The organism is Brevibacillus brevis, assembly GCF_001039275.2.
Classification (GTDB): Bacteria; Bacillota; Bacilli; order Brevibacillales; family Brevibacillaceae; genus Brevibacillus; species Brevibacillus brevis_C.
The window spans coordinates 4,547,872-4,564,276 of the sequence record NZ_CP030117.1 but is presented as its reverse complement, the minus strand read 5'-3'; the positions used below and the strand labels follow the sequence as shown (position 1 = coordinate 4,564,276).

The following is a 16,405-nucleotide window of genomic DNA, read 5'->3' as shown; positions in this document are numbered from 1 at the left end:
GGCATTCGTCAATAGCGCACGCAGGAAGGAGGAATCCAGTGGAGGTGCAAGCAAACCTGGTGATGAACCGTGCTCGAGTAGAGGATCATACAGATTCCTTTCAAGAATTGTTTACGACCTATTATCCGTTTGTGGTCAGACAGATCATGCGAATTGTGAAAGATCAGCAGACGGCAGAAGATATTGCACAGGATGTATTTCTCTCCTTTTACCATACCGATCGCACGGTGATCGGACATATCCCGGCATGGCTGTCCAAGTCCGCACTCTACGCAGCGTACAATTATCTTCGTTCAGAAAAACGCAGGTACGCAAGACAAGAGCGAAGTGCATCTGAGCAAGAACATGTCAGCCCTTCTTCAGAAGAGATGTGGCTTGCAAAAGAGTCCCAGAGTGTCGTCCGTGATGTGCTAGAGGAGCTAGACGAGCGGGAGCGAACCTTGCTGGTCATGAAATATTCCGGATTTCCTTATGCGGAGTTGGCGAAAGCGACTGGCACGCAGATCAGCTCGGTGGGAACACTCCTCGCGAGAGCGAAAAGTAAATTTCGTACCATCTATGGCCGGATGAGGGGGGAAGAGGAATGAAATGTGCCGATACAGGCTTTGTCCAGGCGTTCTTGGACGGTGAAAGCAGCTCAAAAGAAAGTAAGCAATTCCTGCTTCATCTGGAGTACTGTGAAACCTGCCGTACACAGCTGGACGAACTGTCCGCTTTGGATAGTTGGACGCGTGAGAAGATGGAGCATGCTTTTTCCGAGACAAACGATGTGAGGGTCAATACGGAAGCAGCGTGGCAGCGTTTTTCGCAAACAATCGAGAAACCGACGAACACAAATGCACAAGATCGACAAGCGATAACCAATCGAGCAACAATCAGAAGGAGCTGGAATCAGATGAACAAGCAAACTAAAAGATGGGTGACAGGTGCTTCGGCAGCAGCAGTATTGGCTGTGTCCCTGTCCTTCCCCCAAGTACAAGCAGCAGCGAACGATTTTCTGTCCATTTTCCGCATGGATAAAGTTGAATTCGTCAAAGTGACGCAAGAGGATCTGCAAGAGATCGAACAATGGATCGCTAACGGAAATGTGGGCGAAATGGAACTGAATGGGATCGGGAAAATCTGGATCGATGAAAACGATCAAGAGAAGCTCGAACAAAGAAACCATTATTACAACAGCAAAGAAGCCGCTGTAAAGGCTGGAGTGAAGCTGCCTGAGCTGCCGAAAGATGTCACGGTGGATAGCGTAGACGTCAATTCTCCTTACACTATGTACATGGAAATCGATGCTGATCGTGCAAACAAGCTACTGGCGCAATTGCAGGTAGAGGCGCGTTTTGATGAAAAGCTGAGTGGCAAACGCTTCTCCTTGAAGATTCCACAGATGCAGCAGGTCAGGATGCTTGTCGGAAAAGATAATATTAGCTACTTTGTCGTAGGCGCTCCTGAGCTAAGCGCACCAGAGGGAATCGATCTGGCACAGCTTCGCGAGACACTTTTGGCCCTGCCGTTCATTCCAGATCAAGTGAAAAGGCAGATGATTAGCATCGAAGACTGGCAGCATACCCTCCCTGTGCCATACATGGTAGACGGCGAGAGCAAGATGAAGGAAGTAAAAGTGAATGGTCAAAACGGAATGCTGATCACAGGTAAATACAATGCGCATCTGATGTGGCAGCAGGATGGACAGATTCACATGCTGGAAGGCAGCGAAAAGAACGCGGATGGGCTGTTGGATTTTGCAAATCAACTGAAATAAGTAAACAAGTAGTGGGGCAATGGCAGAGTTTTCCTGAAAAGGGAGGGCTCTGCTTTGTCCCGTTTGCAATGGAGAAAGTGAGGTAAGAGATGTCAGATTATGTGATAGAGACCTGGGAGTTGACCAAGCAATATAACGGGAAAGCTGGCTGCAAAAATATTACGCTACAAGTACCGCGCGGCTCCGTATTTGGTTTCCTCGGGCAAAATGGAGCGGGTAAAAGTACCTTTGTCCGAACGATGCTCGGGTTATTGCACCCAACGAATGGCAAAGCGGTTATGCTTGGGCAGCCGATTGGCAGTGTAGAATCAAGGAAAAAGGTGGGGTACTTGCCAGAGCTGTTCCGCTATCCAGATTGGTTGACGGGCCAGCAGCTCTTGGAGCATCATGCCGAGTTGTGTGGATTAACACATCGCGAGAGCAATTCCGTGATAAAAAATGTCGTTGAGCTGGTTGGAATGGCTGGACGCGAGCGTGAACGTATTCGAGGCTATTCCAAAGGCATGCAGCAGCGTATCGGGATTGCCTGCGCTCTCTTGTCCGATCCAGAGCTGATCTTTCTCGATGAGCCGACCTCCGCACTGGATCCAATCGGGCGAAAAGAAGTACGCGAGCTGATTGCGCGGCTGCGTGACCAGGGAAAGACGATTTTTCTCAACAGTCATCTACTGAGTGAAATGGAGAGCGTGTGCAACTACGTCGGGATCATTCACCGCAGTGAGCTGGTCGTACATGGCGACTGGCGAAAGCTGAGCAGCGTCCAACCACAAATTGAATTGACAGTGGACAAGGATAGTGCAGGTCTTCATAACGTGCTTCCTTCCTTCGTCACAGAGAGTCGTCTCGTAAGACAAGAGGAAGAGCGTGATACATGGTTAATGACGCTGGATCAGGACGATCGGGTACCCGCTCTGTTGCAACAGTTGATTGCATCCGGGGCTGGGGTACACGAAGTCGTGCGCAAGCAGCAATCACTGGAAGACGTATTCCTGTACTGGGTACAAAGAAAGGAGGGGGAACGACATGTGGCCGATCATCAAAATCACGTATAGAGAAATGATCTCCAAGCGTATTTTCACGATTACGCTGATCATGTCGCTGGGCTTCCTGTTGCTGTTTGGACTTGCCACAGGCTATGCGGTTAAAGAAATGAAGGATATGTTAGGGGACGCGGGCGTGGAGAGATTGTTGGAAAAGCAGGTTCTCTCCACGCAGATGCTGGGCATGGGTTTGTACTTTGGCTCTGTCATTACGGCACTCCTGGCAATTTTGAGCAGTGTAGGAAGCATTGCCTCTGAAATCGAAAGCCATCAAATCGATACGTGGCTGGCACGAGCACTCCCTCGCTACAAATATGTACTGGGAAAATTTTTCGGGTTAGCGAGTATGCTGGGGTTGTACGCACTCCTGATGTTTACCGGATTATTGGCGATCAACCAATGGGTGGGGGAAGGTATGCTGGCTGTTCAGGTGGATGCTAGCCAAATCCTGAAAGCAGCTGCTTTCTTCGTTAGCATGCCGATCATTCTTGTCTGTGTAGCTATGCTTTTAAGCAGTATCACCACCACGGTGACGGGTGGTATTATCCTGATCATTCTGTACGGGATCAGCTTCGTTGGCGGCTTTATCGAGCAGCTCGGTGCGGTCTTTAGCAATAGCTCGCTTACCAACATCGGGATTATTTCCAGTCTGCTCTTCCCAGCAGATTCATTGTTCAGGCAAGCGACACTTTCGTTATTTGATTCGGCTGACGATCCGCTGTCCTTTGCTTCGCAAGGCATTTTCGGTACGACTTCGCCTCCGAGTACTGCCATGCTCATCTACACCATTCTTTATGGCGTCGTAGCGTTGGGGCTGTCCATTCGAGTGTTTCAAAAACGAGATGTATAAGAAAAACAAGAGGGAACGGCTGATTGATGCCGTTCTTTTTCTTTTCTTCCTTTCACGAAAGGCCTCTTTTTTATGTACATGCAAGCTCAGATCACCATATGCGCATTTCGTGATTTTTATGATGTTAATAGAGGAAATGCGGTTAAAACAGTTTATGCGCATATTCTATTCGGATTTTTACGAACATTGTTATAATGACAGCACAATATGAAAGCGCATTCGTCATGGTTGCTACAACATCATTGTAAGCGCATTCTTGCAAGGGGGAACTAGGATATGCTGGCATTACTTGGATTTCTCATGGTAGCCGTTTTCATGTACTTGATTATGTCGAGACGGCTTTCGGCATTAGTTGCTTTAATTGTTGTTCCTGTTGTTTTTGCGTTGATTAGCGGATTTGGTACAGAAATTGGCGACATGATGCTTGCAGGCATCAAGAAAATTGCGCCTACGGGAATTATGCTATTGTTCGCCATTCTGTACTTTGGGGTCATGATGGATGCAGGTCTATTTGATCCATTAATTAAGAAAATCGTGAAAATTGTGAAGGGTGACCCACTGAAGGTTATTGTAGGTACAGCGATTCTCGCTACCTTGGTTGCACTGGATGGAGATGGAACCACGACTTATATGATTACCGTTACGGCGATGCTGCCTTTGTATCGCAAGCTGGGAATCAGACCGATGATTTTGGCAGTCATGCCGATGCTCGCACTCGGTGTCATGAACATGACGCCTTGGGGTGGACCGACAGCCCGTGTCATGAGTGTACTCCATATGGATGTTTCCGATATTTTTGTCCCTGTTATTCCTGTGATGATTGGCGGAATTGCGTGGGTGATGATCGTAGCCTGTATTCTGGGCAAACAAGAGCGTAAGCGTCTGGGGATTATGGAGATACCAGATGAAGATTTGCAATCGCTTGCAGGACAGGAAGTAGCGGCGACGGATGAGACTGCTGAGACTGCTGCACTGAAACGTCCGCGACTGATCTGGTTCAATCTGTTGTTGACAGCAGCCTTGATGGTCGGTCTGATTACGAGCTTCTTGCCATTGCCGACAATGTTCATGCTCGCTTTTGCCATTGCCCTGTTTATTAACTATCCGAAAATGCAAGATCAGAAAGAGCGAATTGCAGCCCACGCAGCTAACGCACTGGCTACCGTGTCCATGGTTTTCGCTGCGGGAATCTTTACAGGTATCCTGACCGAAACGAAAATGATCGATGCGATGGCGAGCACACTCGTTTCCTGGATTCCAGATTCACTTGGCTCCCATATGCCTCTGCTCGTAGCGCTGACAAGCATGCCATTCACCTATTTCATGTCGAACGATGCGTATTACTTCGGGATCGTTCCAATCCTGGCGAATGCAGCAGCAGCTTACGGAATCGATCCGGCGGAAATTGGTCGCGCTTCCATCCTGGGTCAACCGCTGCATGTACTCAGCCCGTTGTTTGCAGCACAATACCTGTTGATCGGAATGGTTGGGGTCGATTATGCGGAAACCCAAAAGTTCATCCTGAAATGGGCGTTTGGAACATCGATCGTGATGATTGCGCTTGCTCTTCTTACCGGAGTCATCTCGTTCTAGTCAACTATAAAAAGGAAGAAATAAAAAAAGAGGCCTGCTCATGGCCTCTTTTTTCGTCATCAAGCGAAATGAGATACAATGAGAAGAAGAGGAGGGAACGATGTGCGTTTTCACAGCAAGCTGATGTTGATTATTTGCTCGCTCCTTTTTGGCGTGATTGTTATACTCGGTACGATGTTTGAACAGATGCTGGCAGGCGTATTGGAGCATGAGATCGGGACGCGCGCACTGCATACCGCCAAGACCGTCGCGCAGATGTCCGAGATCAAACAGGCGTTTGACGCAGAAGATCCTGCCAAGATTATCAATCCAATCGTGGAAAAAATACGTGTGGACACGAATGCGGCATTTATCACCGTAGGAAATTTGCAAAGCATCCGCTATTCACATCCTGATCCAGAGCAGATTGGCAAAAAGATGGTGGGAGGCGACAACGAAGCAGTATTTGAGGGGCAATCCATCATCTCGGAGACCGTCGGTTCGCTTGGCCCCGGACTCAGAGGAAAGACTCCAATCTATGATGAGGAAGGAAAGGTGATGGGGGTCGTTTCTGTCGGATTTTTGTTTGAGGATATAAATGAAACGATCGAATCGTATCGCAATCGAATCTTCGTCATCGGCATCGTCACCTTGCTCTTGGGTGTGGTGGCTACGCTCGTTCTTTCACAAAATGTAAAGAAAGCGATATTTGGTTTGGAGCCTGAACAAATCGGGCGATTGTATCAGGAAAATCAAGCTGTACTGGAATCGATTCGCGAAGGCATTGTGGCAGTCAATAAGGAAGGAGCGATCACGCTCGCAAATCAGACCGCGCTCCATATGCTGGGGAAAGCGAAGGATAAAGACAGTATCATGGACAAACAGGACGAGCTGGTTCGTTCGCTGGGCCTTCATGAGGTGATTGAGACAGGGAAAGCCGAATTTGACCGCGAAACAAATGTGGACGGGCATGTATTAGTCGTGAACCGGGTCCCGATTATGGATAAGGAGCGCCATGTTATGGGTGCAGTAGCGAGCTTTCGCAATCGGTCGGAGCTGTTCGAGGTCACACAGGAGCTGTCACGAGTGAAGGAGTATGCGGAAGTCCTTCGTTCCCAGACGCATGAGTATTCCAACAAACTGCATCTCATATCAGGCCTCATCCAGCTTGAATCGTACCAGGAAGCCATTGAAACGATCTCTGCTGAGCTAAATGTGCATGTCCACAATACGACGTTTATTATGCAAGAAGTCCCTGACCCGCTGATAGGTGGCTTGTTGCTCGGGAAGCTGAATCAAGCCAACGAACGCAAAGTGGAATTGAAAATTGATCCGGAAAGTAACTTCCGTGACATTCCTGCCTCGATTGATCGCTCGCAACTGATTGTCATTCTTGGCAATTTGATAGATAATGCGATGGATGCTGTAAAAGCACCAGGCGCTTTTGCACCAGAAATCACGATCTTTTTGCTCAATATGGAAGAGGTCTTGCTCATAGAGGTAGAGGACCGAGGACCAGGCATCTCCGAAGAAAATGCTGAACGAATCTTTGAACTGGGCTTCTCTACCAAACAACAGCAGAATCATGGCTACGGACTGCACTTAGTCAAACATGCTGTTTTACATGTACACGGCAGTATTTCGCATACGGGAAATCCGGTAGGCGGAACGATTTTTACTGTGACGATACCAAAGGATGCACGTACGGCAGAACGGAAGGAGGCCGTTAGAGGTGATACGGGTACTCATTATTGAAGACGACCTGAGAATTGCAGAAGTAAACCGACGCTTCGTGGAAAAAGTAGAGGGTTACGAGGTGATTGGCATTGCTACGAATGGGCAAGAAGCCAAGGACCAAATGGAAATTTTGCAGCCTGATCTTGTGTTGCTCGACATTTATTTTCCGGATATGGACGGCCTCGATTTTTTATCGATCATAAAGGAGCAGTTCCCTACAACAGATGTCATCATGCTCACTGCTGCCAAAGAAGTGGATGCGGTTGTAGAGGCGATCCGCTATGGCGTATTCGATTTTATTACCAAGCCACTTATCTTTGCGCGTCTGCAACAAACGTTACGGAATTATCAGGAGTTCAGGCAAAAGGTAAGCGATTGGAAAAAAGACACCGATCAGATCAGTCAAGCCCAAATCGATGAGCTCATTGCCCGGACTGGCCAAAAGAAGACTACCGAGACAAGGGCAATTAAAGGGATCGACCAAATTACTCTGGACAAGATTTCAGGCTTTCTCATGCAGACACAGGAGGCCACGACCGATTTGGTCAGCAAAGAAACAGGCATTAGCCGTTCAACAGCAAGGCGATACCTAGAATATCTGGTAGCCAAAGGAGACGCCATCGCAGACCTTTCATACGGTGTCGTCGGACGTCCAGAGCGCGTATACAAGAGCGTCGGGCGGCAAAAAGAATAAAAAACCCTCCACGTCATCAAGTAAGTTCCAAAGCTTACTTGAGTGCGTGGAGGGTCTTTTTTGTACTTATGATTTTTGACAAGTATTTAGAAAGTTCCGATGAACCAACAAAGCTAGCGAGAAGAAAAAGCGCAGGGCTCGCAGACCTTGACAACGCCTACCCAGTCGGAACTTCCAAAAGGGGACCACGCTTGTCGAACACTTCTTCCCTGAGAAACTTCCGCCCGTAGGGTGGCTTTGGCTCGACGGTCCCCTTTTGGAAGTGGAGACGGACAGTGAAATCCCCCATGCGGGCGTGTCAGAGTCGAAGAGAACTGTGCTTTTTCTTCTCCTCCCCTATGTTGACTCAAACCAATAGGATTTTAGATTTACTTAATCACACAGCTCGCTTCCACCCGATAAATGCGCTGCCCACGAGAAGAAAAGCGTTCCTCATACTCCGTCATCACATTATCTGCTGCCAGCTTGGACTGGTGCAGGTCAAAGGTGATATTGCGCATCTGGAAGCGCTCCGCAGCGAATTGGTTGAGTGAAAACTCAAAAAGGTTCTCATTATCTGTCTTCATATGAAGCTCACCGTCTGCCACAAGCACCTGACGATAGGTGTTCAAGAAGCTTTTGTAAGTAAGACGGCGTTTCGCATGACGGGTTTTTGGCCACGGATCACTAAAGTTCAGATAGATGCGAGAAATTTCGTGATCGGCAAACAACTCGGTCAACTTGGAAGCGTCGAACTGGACAAAAGCCAGATTCGGAACAGCTTTGTACTCCGTACGCTGGACAGCGCGCAGAACGACCTCCGCCTTCAGTTCAACCGCAATGAAATTGATGTCAGGGTGACGCTCGGCCAATGTATTAATGAAACGTCCTTTTCCGCAGCCGATCTCCACGTGAATCGGATTGTTATTCCCGAAGCGTTCCTTCCAATTTCCTTTATAGGAAAGGGGATTGTCTACGAACGTAGGATATTCTCTCAGGGCCGCTTCGGCACCTGGAATGTTACGCAGTCGCATATGTGCCTCCTTCAAAACGAACTCCTATCTACTTTACGATGACTCCCTGCTAGTTGCAAGTAGAGAGAGAAGAAAGGGAAGCGAGATTCCAAATGCAGATTACGTGAAAAGGGAGGCAAAAGGGGATTTTTGTAAATGGATCTAGGACAAAAGTCGCATGGAACGCGGGTTTTAACAAAAGGGGGCTGGATAAATTTTGCCAATTTGCGAGGGACATTCTGGTAAGGAAATAGACTGAAAATTTGAGGAATGCCTGTTAAATCAAGCGTGAAGGCGTCAAGCGGTAATCGTATCCAGTTGGAAAAATAGTTTTTGGTAAGTTTTTGGTAATTTCATAGAGTGTGAGCTTTGGTAAAGTAGAGAACAAGTGAGAGGTCAGCCAAACTTTGCATAAAATGGTCCCTTGTTGAGCAGGGATCTTTTTTCAAAAGAAAAGGGAGGATGAACAGCATGAAATTACAAAAAGCCCTCATAGGAATCGTAATGGGAGTAGCATTGGGAGTCACAACGATTGTCGCTCCACTGCCGGGAGAGCAAAATGTAGCCGAGGCAGCGTGGACGCAATCCAAGGCGGACAAGGTCATTGCCACGGGAAGAAAGTATATGGGTACTCCTTATAAATTCGGTGCGAGCAGTAATACCACAGCCGTATTTGATTGCTCTTCCTTTACAAAGCGCGTTTTTAAAGTCGCAGTCGGCAAGAGCTTGCCACGCACTTCTCGCGATCAAGCCAAGGTAGGAACGAGTGTGTCCAAGTCGAACCTGAAAAAAGGAGACCTGGTGTTCTTCAAGGCGAGTACAACGACGACGTCCAAACGGATTACACACGTGGCGATTTATGCAGGCAACAACAAACTCTTACATACATATGGAAAACCGGGAGTGACGTATTCGACCTTTAAGGGTACGTCCTGGGAGAAACGCTTCGTTTCGGCACGGCGAGTCTTGTAAACTACTCGTCTGGCTCTCTACTTACTAATACGTCTCGCACGCGGTAAAGTTGCGATGAGTGAACAGGAAAGTCTTGTAAATACGAAAGAAAAGGGATGATCCATTGCAGATCATCCCTTTTTGCTTTCGCGCAAAACGCAATCGGATCTCTTTGCAGGCCGTGCGTTCTTTTGCCGCCAATAAAAGAAACAGGAAGCAATGAAGAGAGGGATGGAGGCAAGCAGCATAACCTCCTTGGCCGTTAGTCCGCATGCGATCAAAAGACTCGTCAGCGCCTGTGAAATCGGCTGCAAACCAAGAGAGGAAAGCGAGACCAAACTCATGACTTTCCCCAACGAGGCTTGTGGTACCTTTTCCTGCACAAGAGAGAGAATCGGAATATTAATGAGAGAAAACGTGACGCCGAGCGTAAATAGAATAAGCAAGCTGAGCCAGAACTGTTGAGTGAGACTAAAAGCAAAGAAGACAAGCGCTTGCATCATCATGAAAAGAAAGGTGATCTGCAACCTGTTTTGACCCAGTGTCGTGAGTGCGAGCACGATTGCCCCGGCAAGCATGCCAAAAGCGAGTGCCCCTTCCAAAAAGCTGTACTGTAGGGTAGAACCAGCTAACACCTGATCTACAAAAATCGGCAAACCGATGTATAAGGGGCCCATCAAAAATACGTTCAGGCAGATGATGGAGGTCAATAGCAAGGGAAGGAAATCCGATTGTTTGACATAACAGAAGCTTTCCTGTATAGATTCCTTGAGCCTTTGCTGTGGCTTGGAAAGAACAGCTTGTTCCTGTTTCGGCATGCACCATGCAGATACACTTGCAACGAGAAGAAGTAACCCCACAAAGCCGTATAAAACGGGGTAACTTCCCCACTCAATCACAAAACCGGCAAGAACAGGACCGAGCAGCTGTGAGGTTTGGCTTGTCGTTTGCAGCACAGAATTCGCACGCAAAAGGGAAGAAGAGGGTACGATTGACGGTATGAACGAATTTTGAGCGGGCCAATAAAAGGCATCAATGGTACCGAAGAAGAAAGCGAAACAAACAAACAGGGCAAGCGAGGAATACCCCCACAAGATGATTCCTCCAAGCAACAGCATCAAAAATGCTTTCAACATGCTCGTGATTGACAGGATACTCTTTTTGCTCATCCGATCAGCGAGCGTTCCGCCTATCAGCATGAAGACGATCCTGGGAATGGTTGCCGCCATAAATACGATGCCTAATGAGGCCTCCTGAGATAAAACCTGGATGATATACCAAGTTTGCGAGAAAAGAAAGAGTGAGATACTGAGTCCGGAACAAAGGGCGGACATCCAAAGAAGGGTAAAAGGTTTCGAAAACAAGCGGGATGTATCCGCCGACGGAAGGTTAGTTTGCTTGGGGACAGCTTCCATGAAAATTCACTCTCCTTAATATTAACCGGTTAAAAAATATTAACCGCGTGTCCGAAAGAAAAACCTACTCGAATAGGTTTTTCATATACTTGCCTGTCCATCCTTTTTGAATAACGGTTCATCAATTTGAAATCCCGTAATCATTAGGTAGTAATCTTGCTGCGAAGAGGGGTCATCCAGGGAGCTTTGCTGCAATTCGTGGAGTAGGCTCCGGTATTTTTGCAAAAAGGACACAAACGCCTTCTCGCTGACTCTGACTTCAGACTGTAGGGAGATGCGCGGCCATTTCTCGACTTCCGTTGACGTCAGTGCAAAGGCTTTTTCAGGAGCACTGAGCGCTCTTGTTTTCGCCCGTTGCAACACTTCGACATAGGATTGTCTGGTAGCCTCCTTCGACTCCGTATACGTGAGCAGATGATCAGCAGGTATGAAGCCTCTTGCCACCGCCTGATAGTACTTGAGAATGTTGCCGCCCTTTTCTTCCTTTTTAACCAACTGGATGATGCCATGCTTCTCCAGCTCACGCAGGTGGTACAGAATCTTCGCACGGGACAGTCCAAAAAGCTGGGAAAGCTGTTGCCCTGTGTGCGGCTTTTCCACCAGACGCATCAGCATTTTTGTGCGTAACGGGTCACTGATCACTTTTAGCTGATCATAGTTTTCGATGATAAAAATCGACTTTTGCTCCAATATTCATCACAATCCTTTTAACCAGTTAAAATTTATTAACTTGATTGTATGAGGGAATAGATGGAAAAGTCAATACAAAAACCCTTCCTGAGTGACGGTGATTCACAAAGGAAGGGTTTTGCCTTTACTTGCAACACTAGATTTTCAAAATACCACCCATGCTCGCATTCGTTACCAGCTTGGAGTAACGAGCCAGATAGCCTGTTTTTACTTTTGGCTCGAATTCTTTCCAGTCTTCTTTGCGGCGAGCCAGCTCGGCTTCATCCACGTGTAGCTCGATCGTGCGCTCCTCGAGGTCAATCGAGATGATATCTCCGTCCTGTACGAAGGCAATTGGACCGCCTTCTGCGGCTTCTGGAGACACGTGGCCGATACTGATCCCGCGAGATGCACCGGAGAAGCGTCCGTCTGTAACGAGAGCGACTTCTTTACCGAGGCCCATACCCACGATTTGTGAGGTAGGAGCTAGCATTTCTGGCATACCTGGGCCGCCTTTAGGTCCCTCGTAGCGGATGACGACAACATGACCGGATTTGATTTTGCCAGCAGCGATTCCTGCCAGAGCCTCCTCTTGGGAGTCGAAGCAGATGGCTGGACCTTCGTGCTTTTTAATAGAAGGATCGACACCGCCTGTTTTGATGATCGAGCCTTGCTCCGCCAGGTTGCCGAACAGAACAGCGAGACCGCCAGAAGCGCTGTACGGGTTGTCCAGACGACGAATGACTTGATCATTTTGGATTTCGGCGTCAGCGATGTTTTCGCCAAGGGTTTTGCCCGTGACAGTGATACGGTCTGGATGGATCGCGCCTGCTTTTTTCGCGATTTCTTTCAAAACTGCTGATACGCCGCCTGCCTCGTGGCAATCCTCGATATGATAGTCGGAGGAAGGCGCCAGCTTGCAAATATGTGGAATACGCTTCGCTACTTCGTTGATGCGCTCGATCGGGTATTCGATGCCTGCTTCTTGTGCGATAGCCAGTGTATGGAGAACGGTATTGGTTGACCCACCCATCGCCATGTCAAGTGCGAATGCATCGTCGATTGCCTCGAGTGTCACGATGTCGCGTGGCTTAATGTCGCGTTCAATCAGATTTTTCAGTTTTTCAGCAGATGATTGCACCAGCTCGCGACGTTCAGGAGAGACAGCGAGTACGGTACCGTTGCCAGGCAGAGCCAAACCGATGGCTTCAAGCAGACAGTTCATCGAGTTTGCTGTAAACATACCGGAACAGGAACCGCAAGTCGGGCATCCATATTGCTCCAGCTCTTCGAGTTGCTGGTCGTTGATCAAGCCTGCTTGGTGAGCTCCGACACCCTCGAATACGGAGGAAAGTGAGATGGAGCGGCCATCACTCGTTTTTCCGGCTTTCATAGGACCACCGGTTACAAAGACGGTTGGAATGTTGACACGAAGTGCACCCATGATCATCCCAGGCGTGATCTTGTCACAGTTCGGAATACAGATCATGCCGTCAAACCAGTGAGCAGCAACAACGGTTTCCAAGCTGTCTGCGATGATCTCGCGGCTCGGGAGGGAGTAGCGCATCCCGATATGTCCCATAGCGATTCCGTCGTCAACACCAATCGTATTGAATTCGAATGGAACCATGCCAGCAGCACGAACGGCTTCTTTGACCAGCTTTCCAAACTCCTGCAAGTGCACGTGACCTGGAATAATGTCGATGTACGAGTTGCAAATGGCGATAAACGGTTTATCGAAATCCTCATCCTTTACACCTGCTGCACGGAGCAAGCTGCGGTGTGGTGCGCGGTCGAATCCTTTTTTGATCATGTCACTTCGTTGTCTGGCCAATTTGAAAAACTCCCTTCCAATGCGGAAATGCCTGTCTTATATTTTGAACTATCTTATCAATTTTTAATAACAGAAACAACTGTAAAAGTCTGAACATTTGCTCAGTCTCGAATGATTCGGACAGCTGCTCTCGATTGCCATAAGCTTAGGAATCATAGCGAAATCAGCTTGTTTGGGATAAAATAGAAGAATCGATTCTATTTCGGTTGGAGTGAACAAAATGTTAGATGAATTAAAAAACATCTGGTCGGACGGGAATGAAGAGGAGCGCCGCATTCTCGAGCTGGCTGTTGCTGCCATTCATCAAAAGCGGGAACGGAATAGCGCGTTTATCTCTGGATTTCTTGGGTTAAAGGGAGAATTCATAGACGAAGAAAGACAGTCGTATCGCTTCGAATTGCCTCTGACCCCTTTTATGCACAATTCAGGGCGAGTTGTTCATGGAGGAATTCTCGCGACCTTGATCGATTCAACGATGGGCTCCTTGATCAATCGGTCCTTGCCACCCAATCAGTATGCAGTGACGACAGAGCTAAAGATCAATTATTTACTTCCGGGAATCGGGGAGCGGCTTCGCGCAGAAGCGAGCTTTTTACACCGCGGAAACACGCTGGTCGTCATGGAGGGTAGTGTTTACGATGATCGGGATAGGCGGATCGCCCACGGTACAGGAACGTTCATTGTGCTATCCAAAAATGATCGGAAATAAAAAACCCTTGCTCTACACCAAACAGGTGAGAACGAGGGTTGACGGTGCTATTTGATGATAACAAGACCGCTGTATTCCGAAATATACGTGAGCATTTTGGTGGAAAGCGGCACGATAAACTCCATGTCTTCTTTTTCGACGATACCGGACCGCGAAACAATCCGCGCCCACTTGACGGTCAGCTTGTAGTAATCGGAACCAAACGAGGCGTGAACCGTTTCACTCTGATGCCGAAACGTGACAGGGCTAGCGTCCAGCTTCAGCGGAACCATGCTGATGATATCCTGCAAAAACAAATGGTAGGTCATGTGTGGCTTGAAAAAAACGAGCTCCTTTGTGGTGACAGAGAAGCCGTAGCTATTGTTCATTTGGGTGAATTTGAGTTCACCTTCCATATTTTTCAGCCGAATGAAGTCGGTGTTCATGTTTATCCCCCCTCCTTCGGGTGTCTTTCTATATTAGTAATGTTTCCTAGGCAAGTGCAAGTGGAAGGTTGTTCAAAAAAGTGTTCCAAACGTAATAAAGGAGCGAAATGTCATGATCGAAATTGCAAAAGAAGCAGCAAGTGTCGCGGGAGCGTTTTTGAAGGAACGTTTTCTCGAACAGCTCGTGCCCGATGAGGAATTGCATAACGACGTGAAGCTGCCAGAGGATAAAGGCAGTGAACAGCGCATCATTGAGGTACTGCATCGCCACTTCCCGACACATACCATTTTTTCAGAAGAGGTCGGAATGGTTTCCCGCGAGGAAGAGTATCTGTGGATTATCGATCCTTTAGATGGAACGAATAACTATTTTATCGGCTACCCGTATTTCTCGATCTCGATTGCGTTGCAGCACAAGGGCGAGCTGGTGCTAGGCGTCGTCTACAATCCGGTAGCGGGTCAAATGTTTTGGGCGGAGAAAGGGAAAGGAGCCTATTTGAACGGAAAACGATTGAATGTCAATCACCGCCAAGACCTCACTCGTGCAGTCGGTACATACATCCGTGGACGCGACACGGTAACGAAGGAAGAAGAGATGGCGTTTACGGAACCGTTTGTATTCCAGACCAAGCGTCTCATGCGAAATATTGCGCCTGCACTGGACTGGTGCTTGTTGGCAAACGGATGGCTCGATTATATCGTGATGCAACGATCCAATATTATGGATGTGGCCGCCGGAATTGTCATCGCCAAGGAGGCGGGTGCAACGATTACGGACTGGTCTGGAAAACCGTATCAGCATGAGCCATTCCAGCAAGATCACACTCCTTCATTAGTGGCGAGCAACGGACCTTTGCATGAAACGATTCGCAGTATGATTCGACAGTAACGGGTACAAAAGAAGCAGGACTAATGTAGCGGTTTATGGCTCTGCTGGATTTCTTTTCATTTATTGGCAACCAAATGTTTCAGCGCACGTATAAAATTGTTGCGAATGATTTGCTATTCTGTGATAGGTAAAAGAGGTGAGAAAAATGGCACGAATGGAATATCGGCTGCTGGATGAGGCGAGAGGATACCCTGTTCAGTTTTACTACGACAACGTGAACAAAGATGAGGTCTCCTTGCGTTTCGCTTGCGATTATTTGGTGAAGGGGCATGTCGTTTATGAAAAGACGTCCTGTGCAATCGAGAACGGCACGTATGTCATTTACGTCAAGCGCTCAACAGAAGAGCAGGCTGTCGATTACGCGGAGGCTGTGACTGCACGCTGGGGCAGCATCCAGATCGAAATGCGTGAATATCAAGAAAATGCAAGCGTTTATCCGCTCGTACACACGTTTTACTTCAAGGACGATGACGATGCTCTCTTGCATTTGCAAAGCGACTATTTGTACGTGAATGGACGCGAATGGGAGAAGACATCAGCCGAGGTGGATGAAGATCGGCAGGTTTATGTTTACTACGCGAAGCCAGTGTAGGAGGAAGAAAAATGGCACAAACGAAATCGAAGAAAGTAGTCGGTCTGTTCGTCGCAGCCGCACTTGCGATCAGCGGTTGTTCTTCCGGGGATGACTATGATGATGATTGCTACGATAACGACAATGACGGCTATTGTGACGATAGCAGTAGCAGTGGGGGTTCGAGCTCTACTTACAGGTCTTACAAGGGCAAATCCGGAGTATCGAGTGGGATAAGCACGAGCAGCTCCAAGGGCGGTATCGGCAGCTCGGGCTATTCCAGCTCCGGGTGAGGTGA

General features: G+C 48.1%; 17 protein-coding genes. 12 read left to right on the top strand and 5 right to left on the bottom strand.

Annotated elements, in window-relative coordinates; all coding sequences use genetic code 11:
* Positions 1-38: 38 nt before the first annotated feature.
* The 7 genes from AB432_RS22090 (at position 39) to AB432_RS22060 (ending at position 7,652) form a co-directional block, all read left to right on the top strand.
* Positions 39-587 (top strand): RNA polymerase sigma factor SigX, encoded by a 549-nt coding sequence (locus tag AB432_RS22090; RefSeq protein WP_053079612.1) that lies wholly within the window; start codon positions 39-41, stop codon positions 585-587.
* Positions 584-1,759: an anti-sigma factor family protein gene (locus tag AB432_RS22085; protein ID WP_048034106.1), complete on the top strand. Its 1,176-nt coding sequence runs from the start codon at positions 584-586 to the stop codon at positions 1,757-1,759. The genes AB432_RS22090 and AB432_RS22085 overlap by 4 nt, the downstream gene beginning before the upstream one ends.
* Positions 1,760-1,848: 89 nt before the next feature.
* Positions 1,849-2,811, top strand: a complete 963-nt coding sequence (locus tag AB432_RS22080; protein WP_048034105.1) for an ABC transporter ATP-binding protein — start codon at positions 1,849-1,851, stop codon at positions 2,809-2,811.
* A complete protein-coding gene (locus tag AB432_RS22075) occupies positions 2,783-3,649 on the top strand; it encodes an ABC transporter permease subunit (protein ID WP_048034104.1) in 867 nt (288 codons plus the stop codon). Before AB432_RS22080 ends, AB432_RS22075 begins: the two co-directional genes overlap by 29 nt.
* A gap of 276 nt (positions 3,650-3,925) precedes the next feature.
* Positions 3,926-5,242, top strand: coding sequence for a CitMHS family transporter (locus AB432_RS22070; RefSeq protein WP_048034103.1), 1,317 nt, complete (start codon positions 3,926-3,928; stop codon positions 5,240-5,242).
* A 78-nt stretch (positions 5,243-5,320) separates the two neighbouring features.
* Positions 5,321-6,976 (top strand): ATP-binding protein, encoded by a 1,656-nt coding sequence (locus AB432_RS22065; RefSeq protein ID WP_082195976.1) that lies wholly within the window; start codon positions 5,321-5,323, stop codon positions 6,974-6,976.
* On the top strand, positions 6,954-7,652 hold the full coding sequence (locus AB432_RS22060; RefSeq protein ID WP_082195975.1) for a DUF977 family protein: 699 nt from the start codon (positions 6,954-6,956) through the stop codon (positions 7,650-7,652). The genes AB432_RS22065 and AB432_RS22060 overlap by 23 nt, the downstream gene beginning before the upstream one ends.
* Before the next feature lie 368 nt (positions 7,653-8,020).
* Here AB432_RS22060 and trmB read toward each other — a convergent pair whose 3' ends face one another.
* Positions 8,021-8,665, bottom strand: a complete 645-nt coding sequence (trmB, locus tag AB432_RS22050; RefSeq protein WP_048034100.1) for a tRNA (guanosine(46)-N7)-methyltransferase TrmB — start codon at positions 8,663-8,665, stop codon at positions 8,021-8,023.
* Between the two features lie 450 nt (positions 8,666-9,115).
* Here trmB and AB432_RS22040 point away from each other — a divergent pair, with 450 nt between their 5' ends.
* Entirely contained in the window at positions 9,116-9,616 is a 501-nt protein-coding gene (locus tag AB432_RS22040; RefSeq protein WP_048034099.1) for a C40 family peptidase, read from the top strand.
* A gap of 110 nt (positions 9,617-9,726) precedes the next feature.
* Here AB432_RS22040 and AB432_RS22035 read toward each other — a convergent pair whose 3' ends face one another.
* The 3 genes from AB432_RS22035 to ilvD form a co-directional block, all read right to left on the bottom strand.
* Positions 9,727-11,010: an MFS transporter gene (locus AB432_RS22035; RefSeq protein ID WP_048034098.1), complete on the bottom strand. Its 1,284-nt coding sequence runs from the start codon at positions 11,008-11,010 to the stop codon at positions 9,727-9,729.
* An 81-nt stretch (positions 11,011-11,091) separates the two neighbouring features.
* Positions 11,092-11,700, bottom strand: a complete 609-nt coding sequence (locus tag AB432_RS22030; protein ID WP_048034097.1) for an ArsR/SmtB family transcription factor — start codon at positions 11,698-11,700, stop codon at positions 11,092-11,094.
* A 136-nt stretch (positions 11,701-11,836) separates the two neighbouring features.
* Positions 11,837-13,513 (bottom strand): dihydroxy-acid dehydratase, encoded by a 1,677-nt coding sequence (ilvD, locus tag AB432_RS22025; protein WP_048034096.1) that lies wholly within the window; start codon positions 13,511-13,513, stop codon positions 11,837-11,839.
* A gap of 220 nt (positions 13,514-13,733) precedes the next feature.
* Between ilvD and AB432_RS22020 the strand changes: the two genes are divergently transcribed.
* Positions 13,734-14,222, top strand: coding sequence for a PaaI family thioesterase (locus AB432_RS22020; RefSeq protein ID WP_048034095.1), 489 nt, complete (start codon positions 13,734-13,736; stop codon positions 14,220-14,222).
* Between the two features lie 47 nt (positions 14,223-14,269).
* Here the strand turns inward: AB432_RS22020 and AB432_RS22015 are convergent, their stop codons facing one another.
* Positions 14,270-14,647, bottom strand: a complete 378-nt coding sequence (locus AB432_RS22015; RefSeq protein ID WP_048034094.1) for a hypothetical protein — start codon at positions 14,645-14,647, stop codon at positions 14,270-14,272.
* A gap of 112 nt (positions 14,648-14,759) precedes the next feature.
* Between AB432_RS22015 and AB432_RS22010 the strand changes: the two genes are divergently transcribed.
* The 3 genes from AB432_RS22010 to AB432_RS22000 all read left to right on the top strand — a co-directional run bounded on the left by AB432_RS22010 (position 14,760) and on the right by AB432_RS22000 (position 16,400).
* Positions 14,760-15,536, top strand: a complete 777-nt coding sequence (locus tag AB432_RS22010; RefSeq protein WP_048034093.1) for an inositol monophosphatase family protein — start codon at positions 14,760-14,762, stop codon at positions 15,534-15,536.
* A 145-nt stretch (positions 15,537-15,681) separates the two neighbouring features.
* Positions 15,682-16,128, top strand: a complete 447-nt coding sequence (locus AB432_RS22005) for a hypothetical protein (protein ID WP_048034092.1) — start codon at positions 15,682-15,684, stop codon at positions 16,126-16,128.
* Between the two features lie 11 nt (positions 16,129-16,139).
* The gene (locus AB432_RS22000; protein ID WP_048034091.1) at positions 16,140-16,400 is read left to right on the top strand and encodes a hypothetical protein; all 261 of its coding nucleotides are present in this window, start codon (positions 16,140-16,142) and stop codon (positions 16,398-16,400) included.
* The last annotated feature ends 5 nt before the right edge of the window (positions 16,401-16,405 follow it).

Bases quoted from the DNA above. Each gene is read 5' to 3' on its own strand.
- AB432_RS22085 (WP_048034106.1), top strand. From the start codon at position 584: ATGAAATGTGCCGATACAGGCTTTGTCCAGGCGTTCTTGGACGGTGAA.
- AB432_RS22080 (WP_048034105.1), top strand. From the start codon at position 1,849: ATGTCAGATTATGTGATAGAGACCTGGGAGTTGACCAAGCAATATAAC.
- AB432_RS22075 (WP_048034104.1), top strand. From the start codon at position 2,783: ATGTGGCCGATCATCAAAATCACGTATAGAGAAATGATCTCCAAGCGT.
- AB432_RS22070 (WP_048034103.1), top strand. From the start codon at position 3,926: ATGCTGGCATTACTTGGATTTCTCATGGTAGCCGTTTTCATGTACTTG.
- AB432_RS22065 (WP_082195976.1), top strand. From the start codon at position 5,321: ATGAGAAGAAGAGGAGGGAACGATGTGCGTTTTCACAGCAAGCTGATG.
- trmB (WP_048034100.1), bottom strand. From the start codon at position 8,665: ATGCGACTGCGTAACATTCCAGGTGCCGAAGCGGCCCTGAGAGAATAT.
- AB432_RS22040 (WP_048034099.1), top strand. From the start codon at position 9,116: ATGAAATTACAAAAAGCCCTCATAGGAATCGTAATGGGAGTAGCATTG.
- AB432_RS22035 (WP_048034098.1), bottom strand. From the start codon at position 11,010: ATGGAAGCTGTCCCCAAGCAAACTAACCTTCCGTCGGCGGATACATCC.
- AB432_RS22020 (WP_048034095.1), top strand. From the start codon at position 13,734: ATGTTAGATGAATTAAAAAACATCTGGTCGGACGGGAATGAAGAGGAG.
- AB432_RS22015 (WP_048034094.1), bottom strand. From the start codon at position 14,647: ATGAACACCGACTTCATTCGGCTGAAAAATATGGAAGGTGAACTCAAA.
- AB432_RS22010 (WP_048034093.1), top strand. From the start codon at position 14,760: ATGATCGAAATTGCAAAAGAAGCAGCAAGTGTCGCGGGAGCGTTTTTG.
- AB432_RS22005 (WP_048034092.1), top strand. From the start codon at position 15,682: ATGGCACGAATGGAATATCGGCTGCTGGATGAGGCGAGAGGATACCCT.
- AB432_RS22000 (WP_048034091.1), top strand. From the start codon at position 16,140: ATGGCACAAACGAAATCGAAGAAAGTAGTCGGTCTGTTCGTCGCAGCC.